The 19,410-nt window shown below is 42.7% G+C and carries 15 protein-coding genes and 8 pseudogenes; 15 read left to right on the top strand and 8 right to left on the bottom strand.

What is annotated here, in order from left to right; translation table 11 throughout:
* Positions 1-197 precede the first annotated feature (197 nt).
* Positions 198-464 (bottom strand): phage holin family protein, encoded by a 267-nt coding sequence (locus ABIE29_RS03910; protein ID WP_429617080.1) that lies wholly within the window; start codon positions 462-464, stop codon positions 198-200.
* A 256-nt stretch (positions 465-720) separates the two neighbouring features.
* Here ABIE29_RS03910 and ABIE29_RS03915 point away from each other — a divergent pair, with 256 nt between their 5' ends.
* Entirely contained in the window at positions 721-1,560 is an 840-nt protein-coding gene (locus ABIE29_RS03915; RefSeq protein ID WP_429616926.1) for a helix-turn-helix domain-containing protein, read from the top strand.
* Between the two features lie 123 nt (positions 1,561-1,683).
* Here the strand turns inward: ABIE29_RS03915 and ABIE29_RS03920 are convergent.
* Both ABIE29_RS03920 and ABIE29_RS03925 read right to left on the bottom strand, forming a co-directional pair.
* Positions 1,684-2,126: pseudogene (locus ABIE29_RS03920) on the bottom strand (ParA family protein); the annotation flags it as partial.
* A gap of 98 nt (positions 2,127-2,224) precedes the next feature.
* Positions 2,225-2,473 (bottom strand): hypothetical protein, encoded by a 249-nt coding sequence (locus tag ABIE29_RS03925; protein ID WP_429616927.1) that lies wholly within the window; start codon positions 2,471-2,473, stop codon positions 2,225-2,227.
* A gap of 1,135 nt (positions 2,474-3,608) precedes the next feature.
* Here ABIE29_RS03925 and ABIE29_RS03930 point away from each other — a divergent pair.
* The 3 genes and pseudogenes from ABIE29_RS03930 to ABIE29_RS03940 all read left to right on the top strand — a co-directional run bounded on the left by ABIE29_RS03930 (position 3,609) and on the right by ABIE29_RS03940 (position 8,800).
* A complete protein-coding gene (locus ABIE29_RS03930; protein ID WP_429616928.1) occupies positions 3,609-4,004 on the top strand; it encodes a transposase in 396 nt (131 codons plus the stop codon).
* Positions 4,005-4,248: 244 nt separating this feature from the next.
* Positions 4,249-5,161: pseudogene (locus tag ABIE29_RS03935) on the top strand (STY4528 family pathogenicity island replication protein); the annotation flags it as partial.
* 3,369 nt (positions 5,162-8,530) lie between these two features.
* A complete protein-coding gene (locus ABIE29_RS03940) occupies positions 8,531-8,800 on the top strand; it encodes a LuxR C-terminal-related transcriptional regulator (RefSeq protein ID WP_429616929.1) in 270 nt (89 codons plus the stop codon).
* Between the two features lie 112 nt (positions 8,801-8,912).
* On the opposite strand, the gene mazF is transcribed toward ABIE29_RS03940, so the two are convergent.
* Positions 8,913-9,245, bottom strand: coding sequence for an endoribonuclease MazF (gene mazF / locus ABIE29_RS03945; RefSeq protein ID WP_429617081.1), 333 nt, complete (start codon positions 9,243-9,245; stop codon positions 8,913-8,915).
* A complete protein-coding gene (locus ABIE29_RS03950) occupies positions 9,245-9,490 on the bottom strand; it encodes an AbrB/MazE/SpoVT family DNA-binding domain-containing protein (protein WP_429616930.1) in 246 nt (81 codons plus the stop codon). Before ABIE29_RS03950 ends, mazF begins: the two co-directional genes overlap by 1 nt.
* 938 nt (positions 9,491-10,428) lie before the next feature.
* Here ABIE29_RS03950 and ABIE29_RS03955 point away from each other — a divergent pair.
* From ABIE29_RS03955 to ABIE29_RS03970, 4 genes and pseudogenes are all read left to right on the top strand, one after another.
* Positions 10,429-10,863, top strand: a pseudogene (locus ABIE29_RS03955) (IS110 family transposase); the annotation flags it as partial.
* 1,257 nt (positions 10,864-12,120) lie between these two features.
* Positions 12,121-12,681: a TetR/AcrR family transcriptional regulator gene (locus ABIE29_RS03960; RefSeq protein WP_429616931.1), complete on the top strand. Its 561-nt coding sequence runs from the start codon at positions 12,121-12,123 to the stop codon at positions 12,679-12,681.
* Between the two features lie 85 nt (positions 12,682-12,766).
* A complete protein-coding gene (locus ABIE29_RS03965) occupies positions 12,767-13,978 on the top strand; it encodes an aminotransferase class V-fold PLP-dependent enzyme (RefSeq protein ID WP_429616932.1) in 1,212 nt (403 codons plus the stop codon).
* Positions 13,979-14,401, top strand: a complete 423-nt coding sequence (locus tag ABIE29_RS03970) for a SufE family protein (protein WP_429616933.1) — start codon at positions 13,979-13,981, stop codon at positions 14,399-14,401.
* Positions 14,402-14,617: 216 nt separating this feature from the next.
* Here ABIE29_RS03970 and ABIE29_RS03975 read toward each other — a convergent pair whose 3' ends face one another.
* Entirely contained in the window at positions 14,618-14,878 is a 261-nt protein-coding gene (locus ABIE29_RS03975; RefSeq protein ID WP_429617082.1) for a DUF2645 family protein, read from the bottom strand.
* Positions 14,879-14,944: 66 nt separating this feature from the next.
* On the opposite strand from ABIE29_RS03975, the pseudogene ABIE29_RS03980 reads away from it, so the two are divergent.
* The 5 pseudogenes from ABIE29_RS03980 to ABIE29_RS04000 all read left to right on the top strand — a co-directional run.
* Positions 14,945-15,156: pseudogene (locus ABIE29_RS03980) on the top strand (OmpA family protein); the annotation flags it as partial.
* Positions 15,157-15,187: 31 nt separating this feature from the next.
* Positions 15,188-15,667 (top strand): annotated as a pseudogene (locus tag ABIE29_RS03985) (Hcp family type VI secretion system effector).
* Positions 15,668-15,837: 170 nt separating this feature from the next.
* A pseudogene (locus tag ABIE29_RS03990) lies at positions 15,838-16,014 on the top strand (Clp protease N-terminal domain-containing protein); the annotation flags it as partial.
* A gap of 17 nt (positions 16,015-16,031) precedes the next feature.
* Positions 16,032-16,424: pseudogene (locus ABIE29_RS03995) on the top strand (type VI secretion system tip protein VgrG); the annotation flags it as partial.
* A gap of 42 nt (positions 16,425-16,466) precedes the next feature.
* A pseudogene (locus ABIE29_RS04000) lies at positions 16,467-16,550 on the top strand (hypothetical protein); the annotation flags it as partial.
* Positions 16,551-16,759: 209 nt separating this feature from the next.
* Here ABIE29_RS04000 and ABIE29_RS04005 read toward each other — a convergent pair.
* The gene (locus tag ABIE29_RS04005) at positions 16,760-17,530 is read right to left on the bottom strand and encodes a histidine phosphatase family protein (RefSeq protein ID WP_429616934.1); all 771 of its coding nucleotides are present in this window, start codon (positions 17,528-17,530) and stop codon (positions 16,760-16,762) included.
* A 493-nt stretch (positions 17,531-18,023) separates the two neighbouring features.
* Here ABIE29_RS04005 and ABIE29_RS04010 point away from each other — a divergent pair, with 493 nt between their 5' ends.
* A complete protein-coding gene (locus ABIE29_RS04010; RefSeq protein ID WP_429616935.1) occupies positions 18,024-18,176 on the top strand; it encodes a hypothetical protein in 153 nt (50 codons plus the stop codon).
* A gap of 23 nt (positions 18,177-18,199) precedes the next feature.
* Positions 18,200-18,745 (top strand): hypothetical protein, encoded by a 546-nt coding sequence (locus tag ABIE29_RS04015; RefSeq protein WP_429616936.1) that lies wholly within the window; start codon positions 18,200-18,202, stop codon positions 18,743-18,745.
* A gap of 1 nt (position 18,746) precedes the next feature.
* Here ABIE29_RS04015 and ABIE29_RS04020 read toward each other — a convergent pair whose 3' ends face one another.
* Positions 18,747-19,406, bottom strand: a complete 660-nt coding sequence (locus ABIE29_RS04020) for a 4'-phosphopantetheinyl transferase family protein (RefSeq protein ID WP_429616937.1) — start codon at positions 19,404-19,406, stop codon at positions 18,747-18,749.
* Positions 19,407-19,410 lie beyond the last annotated feature (4 nt).

Consider the following 19,410-nt stretch of genomic DNA (forward strand, 5'->3'; position numbering starts at 1 on the left):
TTGATTTTTATTAAATTTATGACCGGAAATGATTGGAGATAACCACCCCTACATCACAATATTAAACTGTCACATTTAAAAGGATTTCATCATACGCATAATCATATTAAACAGTGCGTGCCATTAGTTATAACCTTTCATTTCCCTCAGTCAACTCAGTAAAGTTAAACGCGGATTATGAAATAGTTAATACGGCATCACTTGACCATGTTACGAACTAGTATTCTGCTGGCAATAACATCTATGGCTCCACTTCCCATGGCACCAAACAAACCAGCGATGGCACAAGTCATATATATGCTGCTGCCTATTTCGAAGCTCAGTAACCCACCGAGTATCCCGGTAAAACCCGATACGATTATTTGAAACACAACGCCAACCCATCGCCATTCCGCTTTGTCATTTTTAACATCCATGATGTATCTAACCACCCCTCCCCACGTAGATACTAGCCCGATCAGCATCCAAGTTATTAACTGGGTTTCGTTAGGATCTTTAATTATCACCCGCCCCTCCAAATGCACTTTAATAACCCTGACCATTAAATTGTATTATAAATAGATTACAAACATAATCGCATGATGTAAAATCAGAAAAACTTAATAGGGGTTAAGAATTTACTCATTCACTAATATTTTATAAACTGCAATAATCCATGAAAAATACAATAAAAACACATATTTCCAGGGGAAATAAAATCAACCAAAAAAAGGAAATATAATGTTCACATCTAGAGAGCTAAATACTTTCATCTGTGTTTCAGAAAAAAAGTCAATCAAACTGGCAGCCGAGGAATTAAACATATCCTCACCAGCTGTTTGTTCAATGATTAAAAAGCTCGAGGGCAGAATAAATAGTAAGCTTTTCATTTTTGAAAAAAATGAAATGATGCTAACACAATACGGAGAAAGAATATATGTTTTAACGAAAAGTCATTTCCATGCTTTGAAGTCACTCGAAAAAAACATAAAGGAAAATAAAAAAATAATAAAAATTTTTATTAGTGAGGATATATCATTTATTTCCTCGTTCATTATTAATAATTTTAAGAAAAAATCAATAGATATTATGATTACAAATATTATTGATGACTCAGTTGATTATGTTATAAGTGACATGCCCAACATAAGCATTTCCCATGATAATTATGAAACGATTTTCTCCAGCCTGAACCTATACCTTGTCAAGGATAAAAATACAACATGCAAAGATATCTTCATCCACAAAGATTATTCCCAATTACTTAAAAAAAATCTCACGTCAGAAATCATAGCTAACATAGAAGATGAAATTAATGGAGAGTTCAAGGTTAAGTTTTCAGATAATCTTACATCTATTGTCGAAATGCTCCTTTTCTCTTTTGGCTTCACAATACTCCATCATTTATGCCCACTACTATCATGCCTTGAAAAATCAGATCTGGAAATTAAAAAGATAGAAAAAAACATTCCAATTTATATTTACGCACATAAAAGAACGGGCAATGAAAAAATTGAATTAATGTTTGAAGATCTCACACACATGAAGAACAAACTTCCCCATACAGGACTGCTTTCATGAGGCTTACCATTAATATAGGTTCTTGGTGATGTTTTATGCGAACACAACTCTTAGCCAAAGCCATTTAAAATCGAACATGTCGATTAAACACTCCTAATTACGCATAGGAATTTATAATGCAGACATACCAAAGTCTATATAGGGTAATAACCCTCCCATCCTCGGGATAGTACCGCGTAAAAACTCACGCACATCAGGTAGTACCGGCTTGATCATGGCTAGCACCGTATGGTTTTTTTCCAGCATGACCAGCTCCAACATGATAGAACGGCCCCCTGTGAATCAATGATAGCCACATCATAACCAGTAAATAGAGGATGCTGCAGTAAGTTACGCGGGCGAAAACGACCATCAGGTGCATGCATCATGGTCGTTTTCAGCAACTCGTGGGGATCATTAGAAATAATCAGATCGAGATTGATAATACTGGTATGGGAAATAATCTGTTGGGGTTGGCCGAGATCTACCGTCTGCATCAATAGTTCATACAAACCGTTAGGCGCTTCATATTGCAGGCGGTAGTAACTGGAGGCCGTGGGCTGGGCATAGTCACCGTCAATCAACAAGGTCCTGAGACCGGCATCAGCACAAACATGACAAAGGTCAGCGTGACCACTACCTTGGGGTCATAGGCACCAAAACAGCATCACAACCATCGCCTTCATCAAGATACCAGCACCATTGGTAGTGCCTGCCACAGCGCATCAAACGCCGGTAACTGGGTTGCTTGTGCCGAAAATGCGCCCAGACCGCTTATCATCTGTTTGAAAGTAGTATCAAGGTCTATCCCTGTTGTCGTCCCCCCGCTGGCTGCCATGTAAGTTTCTTTACCGCCTGATATCAGAGTATTTTGCGGGCTAACCATCCAACGCAGTAGGTTTTCCTCCCAGTTTTCACCGTCTACGAACTTCATTCTGTTAGCTACTTTCGTGTTATAGGCCCCTGCTAGCCGACTTTTCAACCCTGTACTGGATGCACTCCACCACTCCTTACACGTTGGATACCTGAAACTTAAAGCATTTGGTATGCAGGATCTCGACTTCACCGGTATTCCTCCGGTGCGTTTCAATTCATTCGCCCGGTATGCTGAAATGATTTCAGTGTACAAAATAGCCCGAATGCCGCCCGCAAGACGAACAGCAATGCTGATTGCCTTGTTCGTTCCTGCGAAATATCGGCACTAGATGACGCTCTGGACGTTCTGGATGGGGTTATCGCTGATATCGGTCGGGAGGCGAAAAAAACTGGGCAGAAAAAACGCCTGAGAACGCTGAAGGACCTTGATAAATCAGCATTAGAACTGGCGCATATCTGCTCAGTGCTTCTGGATGAAAATGTCGACAGTAAGCGACAATATTTGAAAAATTCCCTCCAGCCGGCTGGCCGATACCATCACATTTATAAATGCTATTGCCCGGTCTCCTGACGCCAGTTTTCACGATGAAATGGTGGAACAGTATGGGGGAGTCCGCCGCTTTCTTCCCTGTTTGCTGGAAAATATTGAATTAAGCGCCGCTCCAGCAGGTGAAACCACGCTGGAGGCTATACGACGGTCAACCCGGAAGGCAGCATATTGATGATGCACCAATGGTGATAATTACCGGCCCTTGGAAGCGACTCTGCTATGGTAAAGACGGTCATTTATCCCGACAGGGCTATAACCCTCTGTGTTATGAATAAGCTACAGGACAGTCTGCGGCGGCGTCCTCTCTTCAGTGAATTACCAACACACTACTATCATATCCATATTTCTGACAGTACTGGGTTGTGTTTCCTCAACATTTTCATGGCTTGTTGGTATGAACCTTATATTCATTGCGATCGATACTGGATTGATTTTTTTCTTTTTTGTTATGTTATTTACGTCGTCTAAGGAATGTTCGTAAAGATTCAGTAGCAGTGTTTGAAGTTTTTTTATGGTTCTTTAAGTTGAATACGAAATACCTTTGTTAATTTTATTTTTACACGGTTTATGTTATGATCGCCTTCGAGGCTATCGGAGGTGTTACGTCATGTAAGTGCAATAAAAAAAGGCAGGAGGATAATAGTTGGGAGCAAAGCATTTTACAGATGAGCAGATTGCGGATTTCCTTTCACAGGCCAAAGATGGCGTGTCAAATAAAGTCCTATGTGAAAAATATAATTTCAGCACCAGTACGCTTCGACGCTGGAAAGAACTACATGATGAATCCATTAGAAATGAATTAAAGAAAATGGAGTCTACATCTGCAACGATTTTTTTGTGTTTAATTCTCATTAACTTAATTCTTACAGGAGTGTTATCTAAGGCTGTAGGAGGCCTGTGCATTCCATTAATATTAGGTCATTGCATTTTTTATATCATACGATTTCGGAAAAAATCATCTGGATTTATTATAAGTGAATATGTATTTCTTTCTCGATCAGGCCGAGGAGAAAGTAATGCATTTTATAGATTTAGCTGACTGTTTGTTATTTGCTTTGTTTTTATTCTTGCTTATGCTGTCATAAATTAACTGGTTATGTATCATTGTATTTAACCCACTATTGCATTGGTGGCGGTTACGTTCTGGTAATAAAGGCCGCCAATGGCAAAACCGCGCTCATACATTCCGCAACTTCCCTAGCGGATAATATCCATCGTTAGCGTCTAGCGTGTTTTTTCGCCTTTCTCGTTTACGCGTTCGATAAACTTATCTGGAAAAACCATTGTATAACCGGTTATCCCCGCTGGGTAAAACCGCCTGGGTAATGATCCGCCTTTATGCTCAGCAAAACGACGGAGCGGTGCTCCCCACCAACGAAGAGCTGCAACTTCAACTTGCCCCCATTCAGGTAAAGCCTCCCGAGAAACTGTCAGCCGCACCTTGATGATGTTACGACTCACCGGCTGGTTGAGTTTGTGTAAGCGAGTCAGGGATGACGGTGTCCGTGGCAACATCTATGCACAGCATGATGAGCCTTTAGGGTTACGTGATGCCGAGTATTTTGACCCCGGCTGGCTGGATACGGTGGCACAAACGTGTCAGCACGGCAACAAGACTATCCGGTTAACCGCGCTTTCTGTACTTGGAGAAATCAAACGGGATACGTCTATGCGTCACCGCCATTCGTGCATTGCATTGATCGAAGCGCGTTTATCCTCACCTCAGTCTCCTCAGAAACTAACATTGCGACAGCAGGCCTCTTTGTTGGGTTCGGAAACCAAACTCAGCCAAAAAAAGTCTCTTGTTACGCGCCGATCACCGAGTTTGGAATCCGAACTGTTACTTACGTAGTTTTACACAGGGTGTAAAAGATACGTACGTAGGGTCTTCAGGAAAAAATGGCAATAGGCTTCGATGGCTCGTCAGTGCTGATTGAAAATCTGAGCACGTCTGATCGTGATAACGTGGAGCCGCAATTGCAGGTACTGCCGGAGCCTCTGGGCAGCAGATCCTGGATGAGATTGCGGATCATGTTGGCACTGGTGAGATCAAAAATGTGATGACCTGCTTACCTGCTTGGCACATGGAAACGGGCCAAGAATGGACAATTCAATTCAACGGCTGGCGCGGCTAAACGAGTGCAGCAGCGAAAACCTCAGGCTGTAGAATCTGTTAGCTTTCAAGTACAGGGATAAGGGAAAAATCAGAGAACATCAGCGGAAAGCATTGCTCGTGTGATGGCGAAAATACGTGCTGCTTACAGGTGGTAATTGAAAATCATACGGTGTTGCGGGGCGCAACATTGGTTTGCATTTGTGGATCGTTATTTTTTCGTTGCCTTGTGGGTGCACGAGCATTTCGTTTTTGTACATGTTTTGAGTGTTTGAGAGTTGCAACGAAACTTGCAGGTGATATTGAGGATAGCTGGCCAAGAAAACGGGCCGCCCCTCAGAGCAGTGATCAAATCTTGGGTCAACATTCCTACAAAAATGAAGCTGTGGGGAGCGACGAACTTTGTCATAGGATCTGCTTGTTGGAAAAATTCTTCTGGTAACTGCATATAGCATAGGGGCGCTACGTAAAATCTGCTCATTATGACTCCACGTCAACGTTCAGATTTCACGTAGCGCAATCTTGTCCTAAAACGTCCACTTTTCCATCCTGGACGCCAGTGATGATCGCCGGTCCCCCAAATTATCCCCAAAATGCTGTCAGCCTGCATTTTTAAAATTCGTCGTGAGGATCCTTTTGAGGGGCTGGATCGTTTCCGACTTCTGGCATTTTACCATCAAAAAGCATCCCTGGTGATTTTTACAGCGGATTTTCCATCGACCACATTCAGGGTTAAACACCATATTTAGTTGCTTATCCAGCTGGTAGAACCACTACATGTGGTAGTTGGTGGGGCAAGGTGCCGACTTGCCGGAAAGTACAGAGAACGGAAAGGCCGATCTCACGACAGACAAAGAGCACCAGTTCGAACCGGCACACTCTTCCAACTAAGTTAGAACTATCACTCGCATTCCTTTCCGAGAAGGCTGACATCGGAAAGGGGCCCTTTTTTATCCGAGCCCCATAGCTTCTGAGGACTCTTTTTACGAGTCGGATTCCAAAAACCGATCAAGGGACTTCCCACGCAAAGATATTCATCCTAACGTTCACTGGCGGCGTACACAGCGCCGTGATGTAAAAACATTATCGGGTGCGCATCCTCTTTTACCACCTGAAGTAGTACCTGCCTTTTTGCCGCATATTGTAATTATTACGGCTACCCAATCCAGATCTGAAATTCACATTCAGAAATAAGATCATTCCAATAATTAGCTGTGAAATAATACCTAGGAGTTTGCTTGCAACTTCCTATTTAGTGTGATTCCTGTCATTATTTACATTTATTAATCACTTTCTCATTGTAGTTTGAGGTACATTGAAAAATCCTTCACATTTGTGGTGGATTTCAATAAAAGGATGGATATTGCAATGAGATTATTATCAAAAATAGCATTAATAGTTACGTTATCAGTTCCGTGTATTGCCTCTGCCAGTATGGATACCAATACATCACTCAATAATAAAACATCGCCATTATTAATGCAGAAAAAGGACTCAACTATTGACTCAAATGAACACAACTTTAGATTAGAACGACTATGCTTTAAAAAATATTGCATTTGGGTGATTAAATAATAATCCGAGGTAGGCTCGTGAGGGCCTACTTTCAGTTCATTAGTCATCATCGCAAACATGATTTAAATTCTCTCGTCACCTTGTACACTTGGGTAAACGTACAGCGGCTTTGTTGAATAGATCAGGCCAATTCTGTCCAGTCGCCCAAGCTATCCCCAAAAATCAGCATCTGGTATCGTTCGCAGCTGACCGGCGCACAACATGTAGTGTGTCAGGTTGGCCGTCTTCTTCTCCCCTACCCCGCTCAGCGCCGGTGGCTACATCACGTACCTGGACAAATCTGCCCTATCGGAAAAAATGTCCAACCTAGGCGCCGAGCTGATCAGTCAACTAGTGAACATCTCATTATCTGTCACACTGCACTCAATAATGAAATTATGGAAAACATACATTTTCATTAATATTACTGCTCATGATTACTATATATAATAGTTACTAAGAGTTGGCCTATTTAATGTGATGCGTGTCCGTATTTTTGTTTATTAGTGTTTTTTCTTATTGATGATTGGGATAAGTTCAGATGACATCACTGATCACATGGTGTATTCAACAAAAAACATTGAAAAGTAAATTAACATAGGTGAATTATGAAGAAATTCCTGACTGCGACACTCTTTGGCTTATCAATTTTAGCAACTTCATCTGTACATGCCGTAGGCTTCCCTCACTGGTCCTCTTGGATATATATAGGGTCTGTAAATGTAAATGGAAAGATAATGTGTCAATATCAACGCGGGTATGTAAATGATGTTGGACATATGGTTTATACACAGCGTAAATTTCAAGGTTATGGATGGAACTGTCCTGGAACTGTTAGATAAGTAATTTCCTCATCACATGCGGCCTTTCTTGTTTCCGAAAATAACAGAGAACGGAAAGGTCGCTCCAAGTTTGCTAACTCGCTGCCAGTAGATGATCTAACATGGAAACTCTCGATTATCCCATTATCGTCAAGATAGCTGTCGGTGCATCCAACGAATAAAGAAAGTTATACATGTAACCACTGTAGCAAATCAAATAAAGTAGATATTGCTTCCCAGCGGTGGACGAAACCAGGAGGAACAGATGGTTGAGCAAAGGTAGTTGGGTTTCCGACTTCTACAGAGAACGGAAAGGGTGATTCAAATCAGGGGGAAGACAACCACGCCTTAGTTTGGAGCATCCCATCAGCTGATTAGTATCCTTGAACGACTGGGTGTCGTTGACGCTTCTTGCTTGGTCGAGCTCACTTTCGGACGCCGGCTAGGTACTTTCTGTTCACTGCAGCGTTCATGGTTAGGAACATCCATCTCCTAACCATCAAGTAACGTAGGGATATTATATTTTTGTGCAAATAAAAATGGGGACACCGTAGGTCGTAAACACATATCCGGAATCACCTTGGTTAAATATACGAATTCGGAAACCTCGGTCTTTATATAAGTAAAAATCCGGTATAATCGCATCCAACATTCTGGCCTGTGCATCATTCAATGCAGAATGGGTGGATACCATGAACAACTCATCGTCATGACGGCTATAACTAAACAATAGCTGTTGGGATACGCGCCGGATCCGCTTTCCTGACTCACTGTATTCACCCAAGGTTATAACCTCTCCAGTTCCGCCATCAAACGTGTATTTGACATGCACAGAGTAATTTCGTTTCGAATCAGCAAACTCTACTTCCCCTTTGCAAGAGAAATTACCTTGATGATTTAAGAATTAACGATCTGGTTATTATTCACGTAACTAAAGCAACAATAAACATATTTCAAAGGATATTAAATCTTAGTGGAAAGGTTAAACTTCTGTTAGTAAGTCAAAATAGTATAAACCTAGGAGCAATATGTGATATTAATGAATCAATAAATGAACACGCATCAGTAGAACAATTTTTGTCTGCCATTGAAAACACCGCCAATAATGAATACTATTATCAAGAACGATATAGACTGCTGACAGCTAGAGAACGAGATGTTTTAATTGACACATTGAATGGAACAAACGTCAATGTGACCGCACATCGATTAAAGCTATCTACAAAAACTATTTATGCGCATAAAACAAATGCTTTTAAGAAAATTGGCGTTAGAAAAATTCAAGATATTCTACATTTAAAGGATCTTATTTTTGAAAAAAACAAACAAATGATGTGGATAAGGTAGTCAGCCGCACAACAGTGTGGGAGACAATCAACCAATAGTATTTTCTGATAAAATGAGGCTCTCTCTGGGTAGAGAAAATACTGTAATTTTATCTTTCATAATACCCCCATGTTTACCCAATTAAGGCTTTTGCCTTTGCACGTACATCTGATAGTACCGACGCAGGTACCGTTCCCTTTTTTATGGCATTACGTTCTTTCCAATCCAGGCTCTTAACTTGATCGGCAAGGACTGCACTCTCACGTTCACCAGGGACAATGACTTCAAAAGGGTACCCTTTAATTTTGGTCGTCATCGGGCAGCACAGCATTAACCCAATCCGCCCGTTGTATACGGCTGGGCTTAGCACTAATGCAGGGCGATGGCCAGCTTGTTCATGCCCCGCCTGGGGATCAAACTCTAGCCAGACAATATCACCGGCGTCAGGAACGTAACCCTTAACCATCATAGTGCCTCTTTGCCAACAGGCTCACCAAACGACACGACCTGGTGAATGTTCTCGTCCGTCACGCCTGCCAACAGGCCGTCAAGCGAATAGACCCTTGCCCGCACCGGTACAATGACGATACGTCCTTCTTCGACGCTGACCTCAACAGTATCATCCACGTTGAGTGATGCCGCTTTCATGATGGCTACAGGAAGCCTGACTGACGGGCTGTTGCCCCATTTTTTAACCACAACTTGAGACATGTTCCCCTCCTTATCAGTCGTAATGTATCTACACTGTAGAAACATTAGTCAAATCACTGCGAAATGTCAACAATGTTGATACATTGCTTTCCGACTTTCACAGAGAACGGAAAGGGGCCCTTTTTTATCCGAGCCCCATAGCTTCTGAGGACTCTTTTTACGAGTCGGATTCCAAAAACCGATCAAGGGACTTCCCACGCAAAGATATTCCTCCTAACGTTCACTGGCGGCGTACACAGCGCCGTGATGTAAAAACATTATCAGGTGCGCACCCTCTTTTACCACCTGAAGTAGTACCTGCCTTTTTGCCGCATATTGTAATGATTACGGCTACCCAATCCAGACCTGAAATTCACATTCAGAAATAAGGTCATTCCAATAATTAGCCGTAAAATAATACCTAGGAGTTTACTTGCAACTTCCTATTTAGTGTGATTTCTGTCATTATTTACATTTATTAATCACTTTCTCATTGTAGTTTGAGGTACATTGAAAAATCCTTCACATTTGTGGTGGATTTCAATAAAAGGATGGATATTGCAATGAGATTATTATCAAAAATAGCATTAATAGTTACGTTATCAGTTCCGTGTATTGTCTCTGCCAGTATGGATACCAATACATCACTCAATAATAAATCATCGCCATTATTAATGCAGAAAAAGGACTCAACTATTGACTCAAATGAACACAACTTTAGATTAGAACGACTATGCTTTAAAAAATATTGCATTTGGGTGATTAAATAATAATCCGAGGTAGGCTCGTGAGGGCCTACTTTCAGTTCATTAGTCATCATCGCAAACATGATTTAAATTCTCTCGTCACCTTGTACACTTGGGTAAACGTACAGCGGCTTTGTTAATGGAATGGTCGCCCCCTACATCTTGTGCCACAGTGGGACGATAAATCGTCACTACTTGAGCGGAGCGGCCATCATGAACGTTAAGACTATCGGCATCGATTTGGCAAAAGAGGTTTTCCAGGTCCACGGAATTGACGAACACGGCAAGCGGTTGTTCAACAAGCAACTCAAACGAGCAAAAATGCTTTCCTTTTTTGCCAACATCCCTCCCTGTTTGATCGGCATGGAAGCCTGTGCTTCTGCCCACTTTTGGGCCGGCAAACTCATGTCGATGGGCCATAACGTCAAGCTGATGGCCCCTCAGTTCGTCAAGCCCTATGTCAAAACCAATAAGCATGATGCTGCAGACGCAGAGGCTATTTGCGAAGCCGTCACACGACCCAACATGCGGTTCGTGCCGGTCAAGACCCCTGAGCAGCAAGCTGTATTGGCACTTCACCGGAGTCGTCAGAGTTTCATCAAGCAACGGACCGCTCAGGCGAATCAAATTCGGGGGCTATTGGCTGAATAACGGGTGCGCACCTTCTTTTACCGACATATCTGGCGAATTATCAATATATTAACATCCAATATATTTATCATTAAAACTATTAATCACCCAATAATAACTAGGAGTATGCTCATTAATTCCTGTTTAGTGTGATATTAGTCTTGTTTTATTTCTTTACAGCTTTATCTTATTGACCGTTCTGTTTATTATTAAATCACCAGCCCAGCTTGGTTAGGGTGTTAATAAAAAGGAAAAGAAAGATGAAAATTAAATTATTGTTTATGGTGTTGACTATATTTTTAATTTCACCGCTATCGGCAAATGCTTATGACCCAGGATGCACTGAAAGATGGGGTAATTGGCAATTAATATCAAAGAGCGGTGTAGATTTCGGAAATAAAACCTGTAAATGGAAGCGCCCATTCCATACTAGATTCTGCACAACTCAGTGGGTGTATAGAACAACAAGTGGCTTATATAACTGCCCAACGCCATAGTTGTGATGCGCATCCGCTCTAATAATATCAATAAATAATAAGGCTGTGTACGCGGTCTTTTCTTTATCCCTCATTTAATTCCTCGCCCACCTGGACATACCGCTCATTCTGTCCAAGGGCCCTTCCGGCGTTCCTGGCCATCAACATGTAGTGTGTCGGGCTAGTCGTCTTCTTTGCCCCTGACCCGTTCGCCGGTGGCCGCCCCGCATACCTGGATAAATAAGCCCCATCGGAAAAAATGTCGAACCTGGGCGCCGGGCAGATTGGGATTTATTTTTATACAGGTGTTTCCTACTTCAGCAGACATCGGAAAGGACGATCGTGGAACAGAGAAAGCGGATCGCCCAACCCAGGTCGCAAGTTGGATCAGCCATACAGGTACTTGAGCATATTTATTCCCGCGATAAGCAGACTGATAATAATCATCAGTTCAATAACACCCAGATTCGACGGCTTGTTCATAGTTCCATACCTTTTATCTTTCAAATACCCCTCACTTACCCAATTAAGGTTTTTGCCTTTGCACGTACATCTGCCAGTACCGACGCAGGTACCTTTCCCTTTTTTGTGGTATTCAACCGTTCTTAATCCAATCCGAGAATTATCATAAATTAAATTGAGCAATTGTTTTAAAATAGTGTATAATAATAAGAATCTGATGATCTTAATCAAAGTAATTTTATTTGTAAGTGTCATTTTGATGGAAATAAAATGGCATGGCAATTAAATTAATCACAATTAGTAAATTTATGTTAAATAATTAGTGAGAATAATCATAATGAAGCCATCTAAAAAACAAGAAATTATTGATGTTGCTATAAAATTGGTTGAACATAAAGGGTTTAATTCTTTTAGTTTCAGAGACTTGGCTGAAGTGGTGAATATAAAGACATCCAGTATTCATTATTATTTTCCTACCAAAGAAAATCTCGGTTGTGCAATAATATTGCATTACACCAATGAGATAATTGCCTATTTTAATTCGTTAGGTGAGATTTCTGATGATGATAAATTGAACGCATTTATGGGGTATTTTGAAAAAAAATCAACTAGCGATGAACAGTCCTGCCTTATTGGGCAGCTTCTTTCTGAATTTAATACATTTGGTGAGGAAATGAAACAAGGAATAAAAGACTTTTTCTCTTGTTTAGAAGAGTTCATTGCTGGCCTCATCTTATCTATCAACCGATGCGCATCTAAAAAAGTGGCATATGAAATAGCTGCTCTAATCATGAGCTCATATGAAGGCGCTCTTTTGACTACGCGAGTTTTCAACGAACCGAAAAGAGTAAAGAATGTTGAGTTAATTGTCAAATCTTTGATCTATGTCAAAGAATGATAGAGTCTGTTACATGTAGATTACCAATTAATCTATCTACTTGGAGATAGGTAAATGGGAAGATATAGGTAAATAGGCAAAGCATATGCTCAATAATTTTGATAACCAATCGTTTCGGGCGCAATTTCCTGCTATTGATAAATTAGGAATGATTTATCTCGATAGTGCAGCTACAGCATTAAAGCCGTTAAAAATGATAGAGGCTATCAGTCGTTACACAATAGAAAACGGTGCCACTGTACATCGAAGTTTGCATTCTGTAGGGAAAAGCACGACAGAACTGTATGAGCAGGCGAGGTATAATGTTTGCTCGCTTATCAATGGCGCTTCTATTGATAATGTCATATGGACTGACGGAACTACAGCTTCAATGAATATCATTGCTCATGGTTATCTGAGAAATGTATTAAATCCAGGTGATGAAATACTTATTAACGATTCTGAACATCATTCAAATATAGTCCCATGGATTCAGATTGCTAATGAAATGAATGCAACGTTAGTCAGAATACCACTGAATAAAAATGGCTCTATAAAAATCGATGCATTAGAAAGTTTAATTAATAAAAAAACTAAATTTATCGCCATAACTCAGATGTCTAACGTTACTGGGTTTATGCCTGATATTGATTATATAATTAGTGTCGCTCACAGATATGGAGTGAAGGTATCTGTTGATGGGGCTCAAGGAATTGTTCACAATCCTATCGATGTTCAAAAGACAAAGGTTGATTTTTATTCATTTTCAGCGCATAAACTATATGGTCCAAATGGAGTTGGTGTTTTATATTACTCTCCTGCTGTTTCTCGTGACTTCTCTCCATTTTATGGAGGTGGGCAGATGCTCTCTGATATAAGTGGAAATGAAATTTCTTTTAAAAAGTCACCATTTTGCTTTGAACCTGGCACTCCAAATATTATGGGGATATTAGGTTTTGGAGCTACGTTAGAGTGGCTGAAAACATATAATTTTGATGATATGAGTAAATATTCTTCATATTTATCAAGGCTGGCTAGAAGCGAGTTAGAAGAAAAAATCCCCGGTTTTATATGTTTTTCAGATGACGATAGCAGCATATTGTCATTTAACATAAAAAATATACATCATGTTGATTTTGCAACGCTTTTATCTGAATATGGCCTATTGTTACGCTCTGGAAAGCATTGCGCCATCCCGCTAATGAAACACTTTTCAATTTCAGGTACGCTTAGAGCTTCATTTTCTCCTTACAATAACGAAAGTGATGTTGAAAAATTAGTGTCCGCAATTATTGATATAAATAAGGATTTTGGCTGAATGAATGCATCTATAGTTCCAGATTTTTTGATGGAAAAAGCAAAAAACAAAAACACATTAAAGGAAAAATATTTATTCATTATCTCCTGCGCATCTTCTTTGCCAGGCGTCCCTTTGGGAAGTGATGCAATTAAACTTTCAAATTGCCAAAATACAGCGTATCTTTCATTTAAGATATTAGATGAAAAAACCGTCTATTTTTATGGCAGTAGCGATAGTAGATTGATTGAAGGATTAATGGCTATTTTGCTATTGTGCTTAAATGGAAATGCGAATACTTCTTTTACTAAAGAAGATATCTATTCAATTTTTACAATACTAGGTATCCAAAAGCAATTCTTAGAATCACTACCGATGGGGATGGGGTTAATAGTAGATGAAGTGTTGAAAATTATCAGCACAAAGAGTGAGGCTGTAGTGTGACCAGTTATATAACCTCTGTTGATTGTGAAAGAAAAAAACGGGTTGATTTATTATGTGACGAAACGCTAAAAAAGAGTATTTTGCTTGCTCATAAAAATGGGTGCTTCTTGCGTGATATTAGTTTTCATTACGGAGTTAGTTCTATGTTTATAATAAACGTAATTAAAAAGCATACATGTTTTAATTAAAGTGTATTTAAAATACGGAAAATTGCGCTTAGAACCTATCCCAAATGGATTTCATTTCAGACAGTGATGCTGCAAGCAAAATGCAGCATCGCCGTAAGCGAACGACAAATAGGAGCGGAGTTCCCAGGAAGAACAGGAACAGTGGCGCAGTGATGTCTCTTGTGTCATCCGGGCCAAGAGGCACGCTGCACACGCTATCGCCTAGTCCCCGCATCCAGTCATATTCGCCTATGCTAAAAACCTGCATGCAGAGATAAACGAGGATAAAATATCCACCCAGGGAGAGGATTTAGACCAGCCTTTTTTGGTATGTCTTCACCAGTTTATTTCCATCAGCCTTTTGATCTGGAGCCGGAAAGCCACTTACCGCCAGCCCGTGGTGCTGGTCTGTGGCGATCTGCCGCTGGCTGGCCGCAGCAGTCACCGGTGCTCACGGTCACACAGGGATGCTGGATCCTTGTGGAAGATCATCAGGATCTGGAGCAGGCAGCCCGGCAGGTACTGTGGTTGCGACCTGACTGGGGTCGCCAGCTGTCGGTGATTCCACAGAAACACGCCGACGATGATGGCACATCACAATCAAATGGAGAGTAATTCCATGGCAATTCCTGCTTATCTTTGGCTGAAAGACGACGGCGGCGCGGACATTAAAGGTTCTGTGGACGTTCAGGATCGTGAAGGCAGCATCGAAGTTGTCGCTCAGGAACTTACGACCGATAACAACACCGGCAAACTGACCAGCCCCCGTATCCACACCCCGTTCCTGTTCACCAAGGAAATCAACTCTTCCAGCCCGTACCTGTACAAGGCTGTGACCACCGGTCAGACCCTCAAGTCTGCGGAATTCAAGTGGTACAAAATCAACGACGCGGGCTAGGAAGTGGAGTACTTCAACACCAAACTGGAAAACGTGAAAGTGGTGAAAGTCAATCCGGAAATGTATGACATCAAGGATCCTTCTAAAGAGAAGCACAACCACCTTGAGCGCATTGAACTGCGTTACGAAAAAATCACCTGGACCTACAAGGACGACAACATTATTCATTCCGATTCCTGGAGCGAACGCGCGACCGCGTAAGTCACTAGCGGGCAGAGCTTCTCTGTCCGCTTTTTGCTGAACGTCTGTCATTACGGGCTTTCAGCAAAGAAACCCACAAACTACCAGTCTGACCGTATGCGCTTTGGTCCCCTTCACGGGAAACAGCGAGGGGCGGTAGCGTGTCCAGGAACCGACAAAGAGATAGATTCATGGAAAATCCAGCCATCCTGTTGCGACGTCTGAACCCTTACTGTGCACGTGCTATGGAAGGCTCGGCTTCGCTCTGCCAGACCCGCGCCCATGCTGAAATTTTGCCGGAGCACTGGCTGCTGAAGCTTCTCGAACAAGGGGAAGGTGACCTGACGGTGCTGGCCCGTCGTTACGAGTAGGATATGGATGCGCTGACCACAATCCGGCACCGGAGTCCGGAGCGTTTTATGCCCGCATTCGTCATGAGCGCTATCTGAATGGCCAGACTGAGACCCATGCCATCACCAGTTGCCCGACCCTCTCTCCGGGTCAGGTTCTGAAAGTCACCGGCGGTTACGAAGTGGCAGACGTGTTTGCTCATGGTGTGGTCATCACGGCAATGCACAGCCATGCGCGGCGTGATGAGGACTTTGGCGTCAGGTTTGACGGGATCCCGGACAGCCCTGATTTTAGTTTCCGTCCTGAGCCCGGTTCACGTCCGGTGATGGCCGGCACATTACCGGCCCGCGTCACCAGTACCACCGAAAATGACACCTACGGGCATATCGATAAAGACGGTCGCTATCGCGTCAACATGCTGTTTGAGGCTTTGTTGAATAAATCATATTTGGAATAAGCATCCCCGTAGCAGGTCGGTGAGACTATGGCGATGATCCGTGCATTGAACAAGATGACGCTCGTGGGTATGCCAAAAAGTGTGCGCATTGCCTGAGGTATATGCACATTCAAGGGGTTCTTTTGCCCAAATCTGATTTATTCAACAAAACCGTTCCTGCGCAGAAAAAAAGCCGAAAACCAGCACCAGGGACTAAATGATCTTATCTATATGATGATGTGACAAGATTGCCGCTGATACTGGTTAGATATTGAGGATTATGGATACATAGTATTCTATTTAATTTCCTTTAGCTCACCGCCCAATCAGAGCTTTGCACCTTTTTCTACATAGCTCATATCGCCCAGTTTACCTACGGTAAATTCACGGTTTTTATAAGTAATCTGCGTAACGCTAGCATTAGACAGTGGCGCGACAATGGGTGTAGAGCTCATATCCGCTACCATGGCCAGAATAGCTGCTCCATGTGAAACCAGGAGTATGTTACCGCCCCCTTGAGCTGCCGTTTCCTCAGCGATAGCTTTTAGCTCTGATTGCATACGTGCTTTGACGGTGGCAAACGTTTCAGCTTCACCGCTGGTATCGACCAGAGCAACACCGCCGAACATCTTGGCAAATGGCAATTTCCCTTTGGCAAAATCACCGAATAGCGCTTTTTCCGACTCATAGCCAAGCTTGGTGGCGATTGCTCCCCACATATTGGCATCGAGATCGCCTTCGTAAATACCGAAGCAGAACTCGCGCAGTTTCTCGCTTTCGACGATGTTCAACTGCTGCCCTTTTGCGGCTAAAATAATACGTGCAGTTTGACGTGCCCGCCCCAGATCGCTGGCATACACCTTTTTGAATTCAACATCTTTCAGCCCCTTGCCAAGTTGTTCAGCAACCGTAACGCCTGCGGCAGTCAACGGGGTATCTGCCCAACCCTGAACCCGATGTACGGTATTAAACATGGTTTTCCCATGGCGGGTTACATAAATGGTGACTGTATTATCACCTACTGTTTCAGCGTAAGCCAAGAGCGGACTAAAAATAAGTGAAGACAATAGAGCAAGTAATAGTGAAAACCGTTTCATGGTTATTTCCTCAATGGTTTTAGTTTGTGTTATTGTTGGTCTTCCGTAGATGGATCATATATCCCCCACATCAGACGAATAGTTTTAAACGCAAGCGGGTTATGCCGTACACCAGGCTAGCCACGTTTTATGGTCACTCACTCCATCAATAATTTCTTTTGCTGGTCGTTCATACCTCATCACTCTCTGTCGCGTTGCCGGGGTGCCAGCCTGTTGTATAAGCCGGTCTTGAGGCAAAAAAAAACCTAAACCTCTGGTGGCGTGCTAACTAATAGCCAACACCACCAGAGGTTTAGGTTTTGCCTGTTAAACAGTAACAATCCTAATTTACAGTCCAATACGCTAACAGTTTGATAAATGAATGCAAGAACTCAAACCTATAAAAGTAGAAACTGTGATCAAATTAACGCTAAGCTGTTTTTTGGCTGTTTTAAACGGGCCGATAAGTCTTAGCCATAGGCTGCAAAAGCTCCCACCAGGCAGAGAGGATCACATGAAAAACCAGCAAGTAAGCTTAAAAACCATCCCAGAGCCGCAAAAGGACTGCACTGGCGTGCCCGTTGCACTAACGGATGAAACCATCCAACAAAGAAAAACCAACATCCTCAGCAGAATGAAACAGCGTGGGCCTGATCAACTGCATTAGCCTCCAATTGCATTCTGGATGCCATGAATAAGCTGGCCCCGGGCGTCACAGAACAAGCTTTAGGAGATTGCCTGGTGCGCCGCTTTGGCCAGCACCCGAGTATCGTCACCATTGCTTCCAGCGGCCCACGCTTTATTAAAGGTAACCTGTTCCCAACCGACAACACCGTGAAGTACGGTTATACGAGCTCTTTAACCGTAGGCTATCGCGGCGGGGCCTCCAGCCGGGCAGGCTATGCGGTAAATGCTGATGGTGAGTTATCAACAGAGGCGAAAAACTATCTGGATGCAGTCGCCAAGCCCTACTTCTCGGCCTATGCCCACTGGCTTGAGGTGATTAGCGTTGGCATGCGTGGCGGCGATCTGTTTGATCACGTGGAAGCGGTCTTACCGCGCTCAAAGTACGGTTGGTCGCTTTGCCCAGGGCACTTGACCACTGAAGAAGAGTGGATGTCTTCGCCCATTTATCAAGGCTCTCAGCAAAAAAGGACAGCGCTTTTGTCTGCCAGAGCTGAGCGACCAGCCATATCCACATCGCGTATGGCTTTGGCAGAGAACGGTAACGATTAAGTCAGGCCAACAAAGTGTCAAAGGCTAACGAAAACAGTGCGGTGTCATAGGATGTTGAGGCGCTGGATAATACATATTCCCCCCCAATGTCCTGTGAGTACAAGTACCACCGTTTTTCAGCAACATCGACGGTTAAGCCGTTGGCAAAAGGGTGAGGTAAGGTAAACGTGGTCGGAGATAAAGCAAAACCCCGACCATCCGCTTTTATGATGGCTTCTTTCAACGACCACAGACGAAAGAAATCAACGTTTTCCCCCTGAACGAGTTGTGTAAACTCCTCAGGGGTGAGCACATCCTGGTAGTCACGTATGTCAATGGGGACTCTTTTTTCCACATCAACGCCGATATCCCCCTGCGTGGTATAGGCACATACGACCCAGGCCCCCGCATGGGAAAGATTAAACCCCCCTTTCATTCCCATAACAGCAGGCTTGCCATAGCGGTTATAGTGCAGCCTGGGAAAATGACTTCCCTGATACCCTTCATGTTTTTTTAATGCATAACGTAGCAGCATTCTCCCTAATAATGACCGGCGTTTATCGTCATCAAATCTAAACTGATCGAATAGGATCCGTTGGTCTCTATCAAGATAATCCCGCTGCGAATAAAGCAGTTCGCTGCTTAGCTCGTCAATACGAGAGCAGTAGATATAATTGGTCATGTTC

The organism is Serratia sp. 2723, assembly GCF_050434425.1.
In the GTDB taxonomy this organism is placed as follows: domain Bacteria; phylum Pseudomonadota; class Gammaproteobacteria; order Enterobacterales; family Enterobacteriaceae; genus Chania.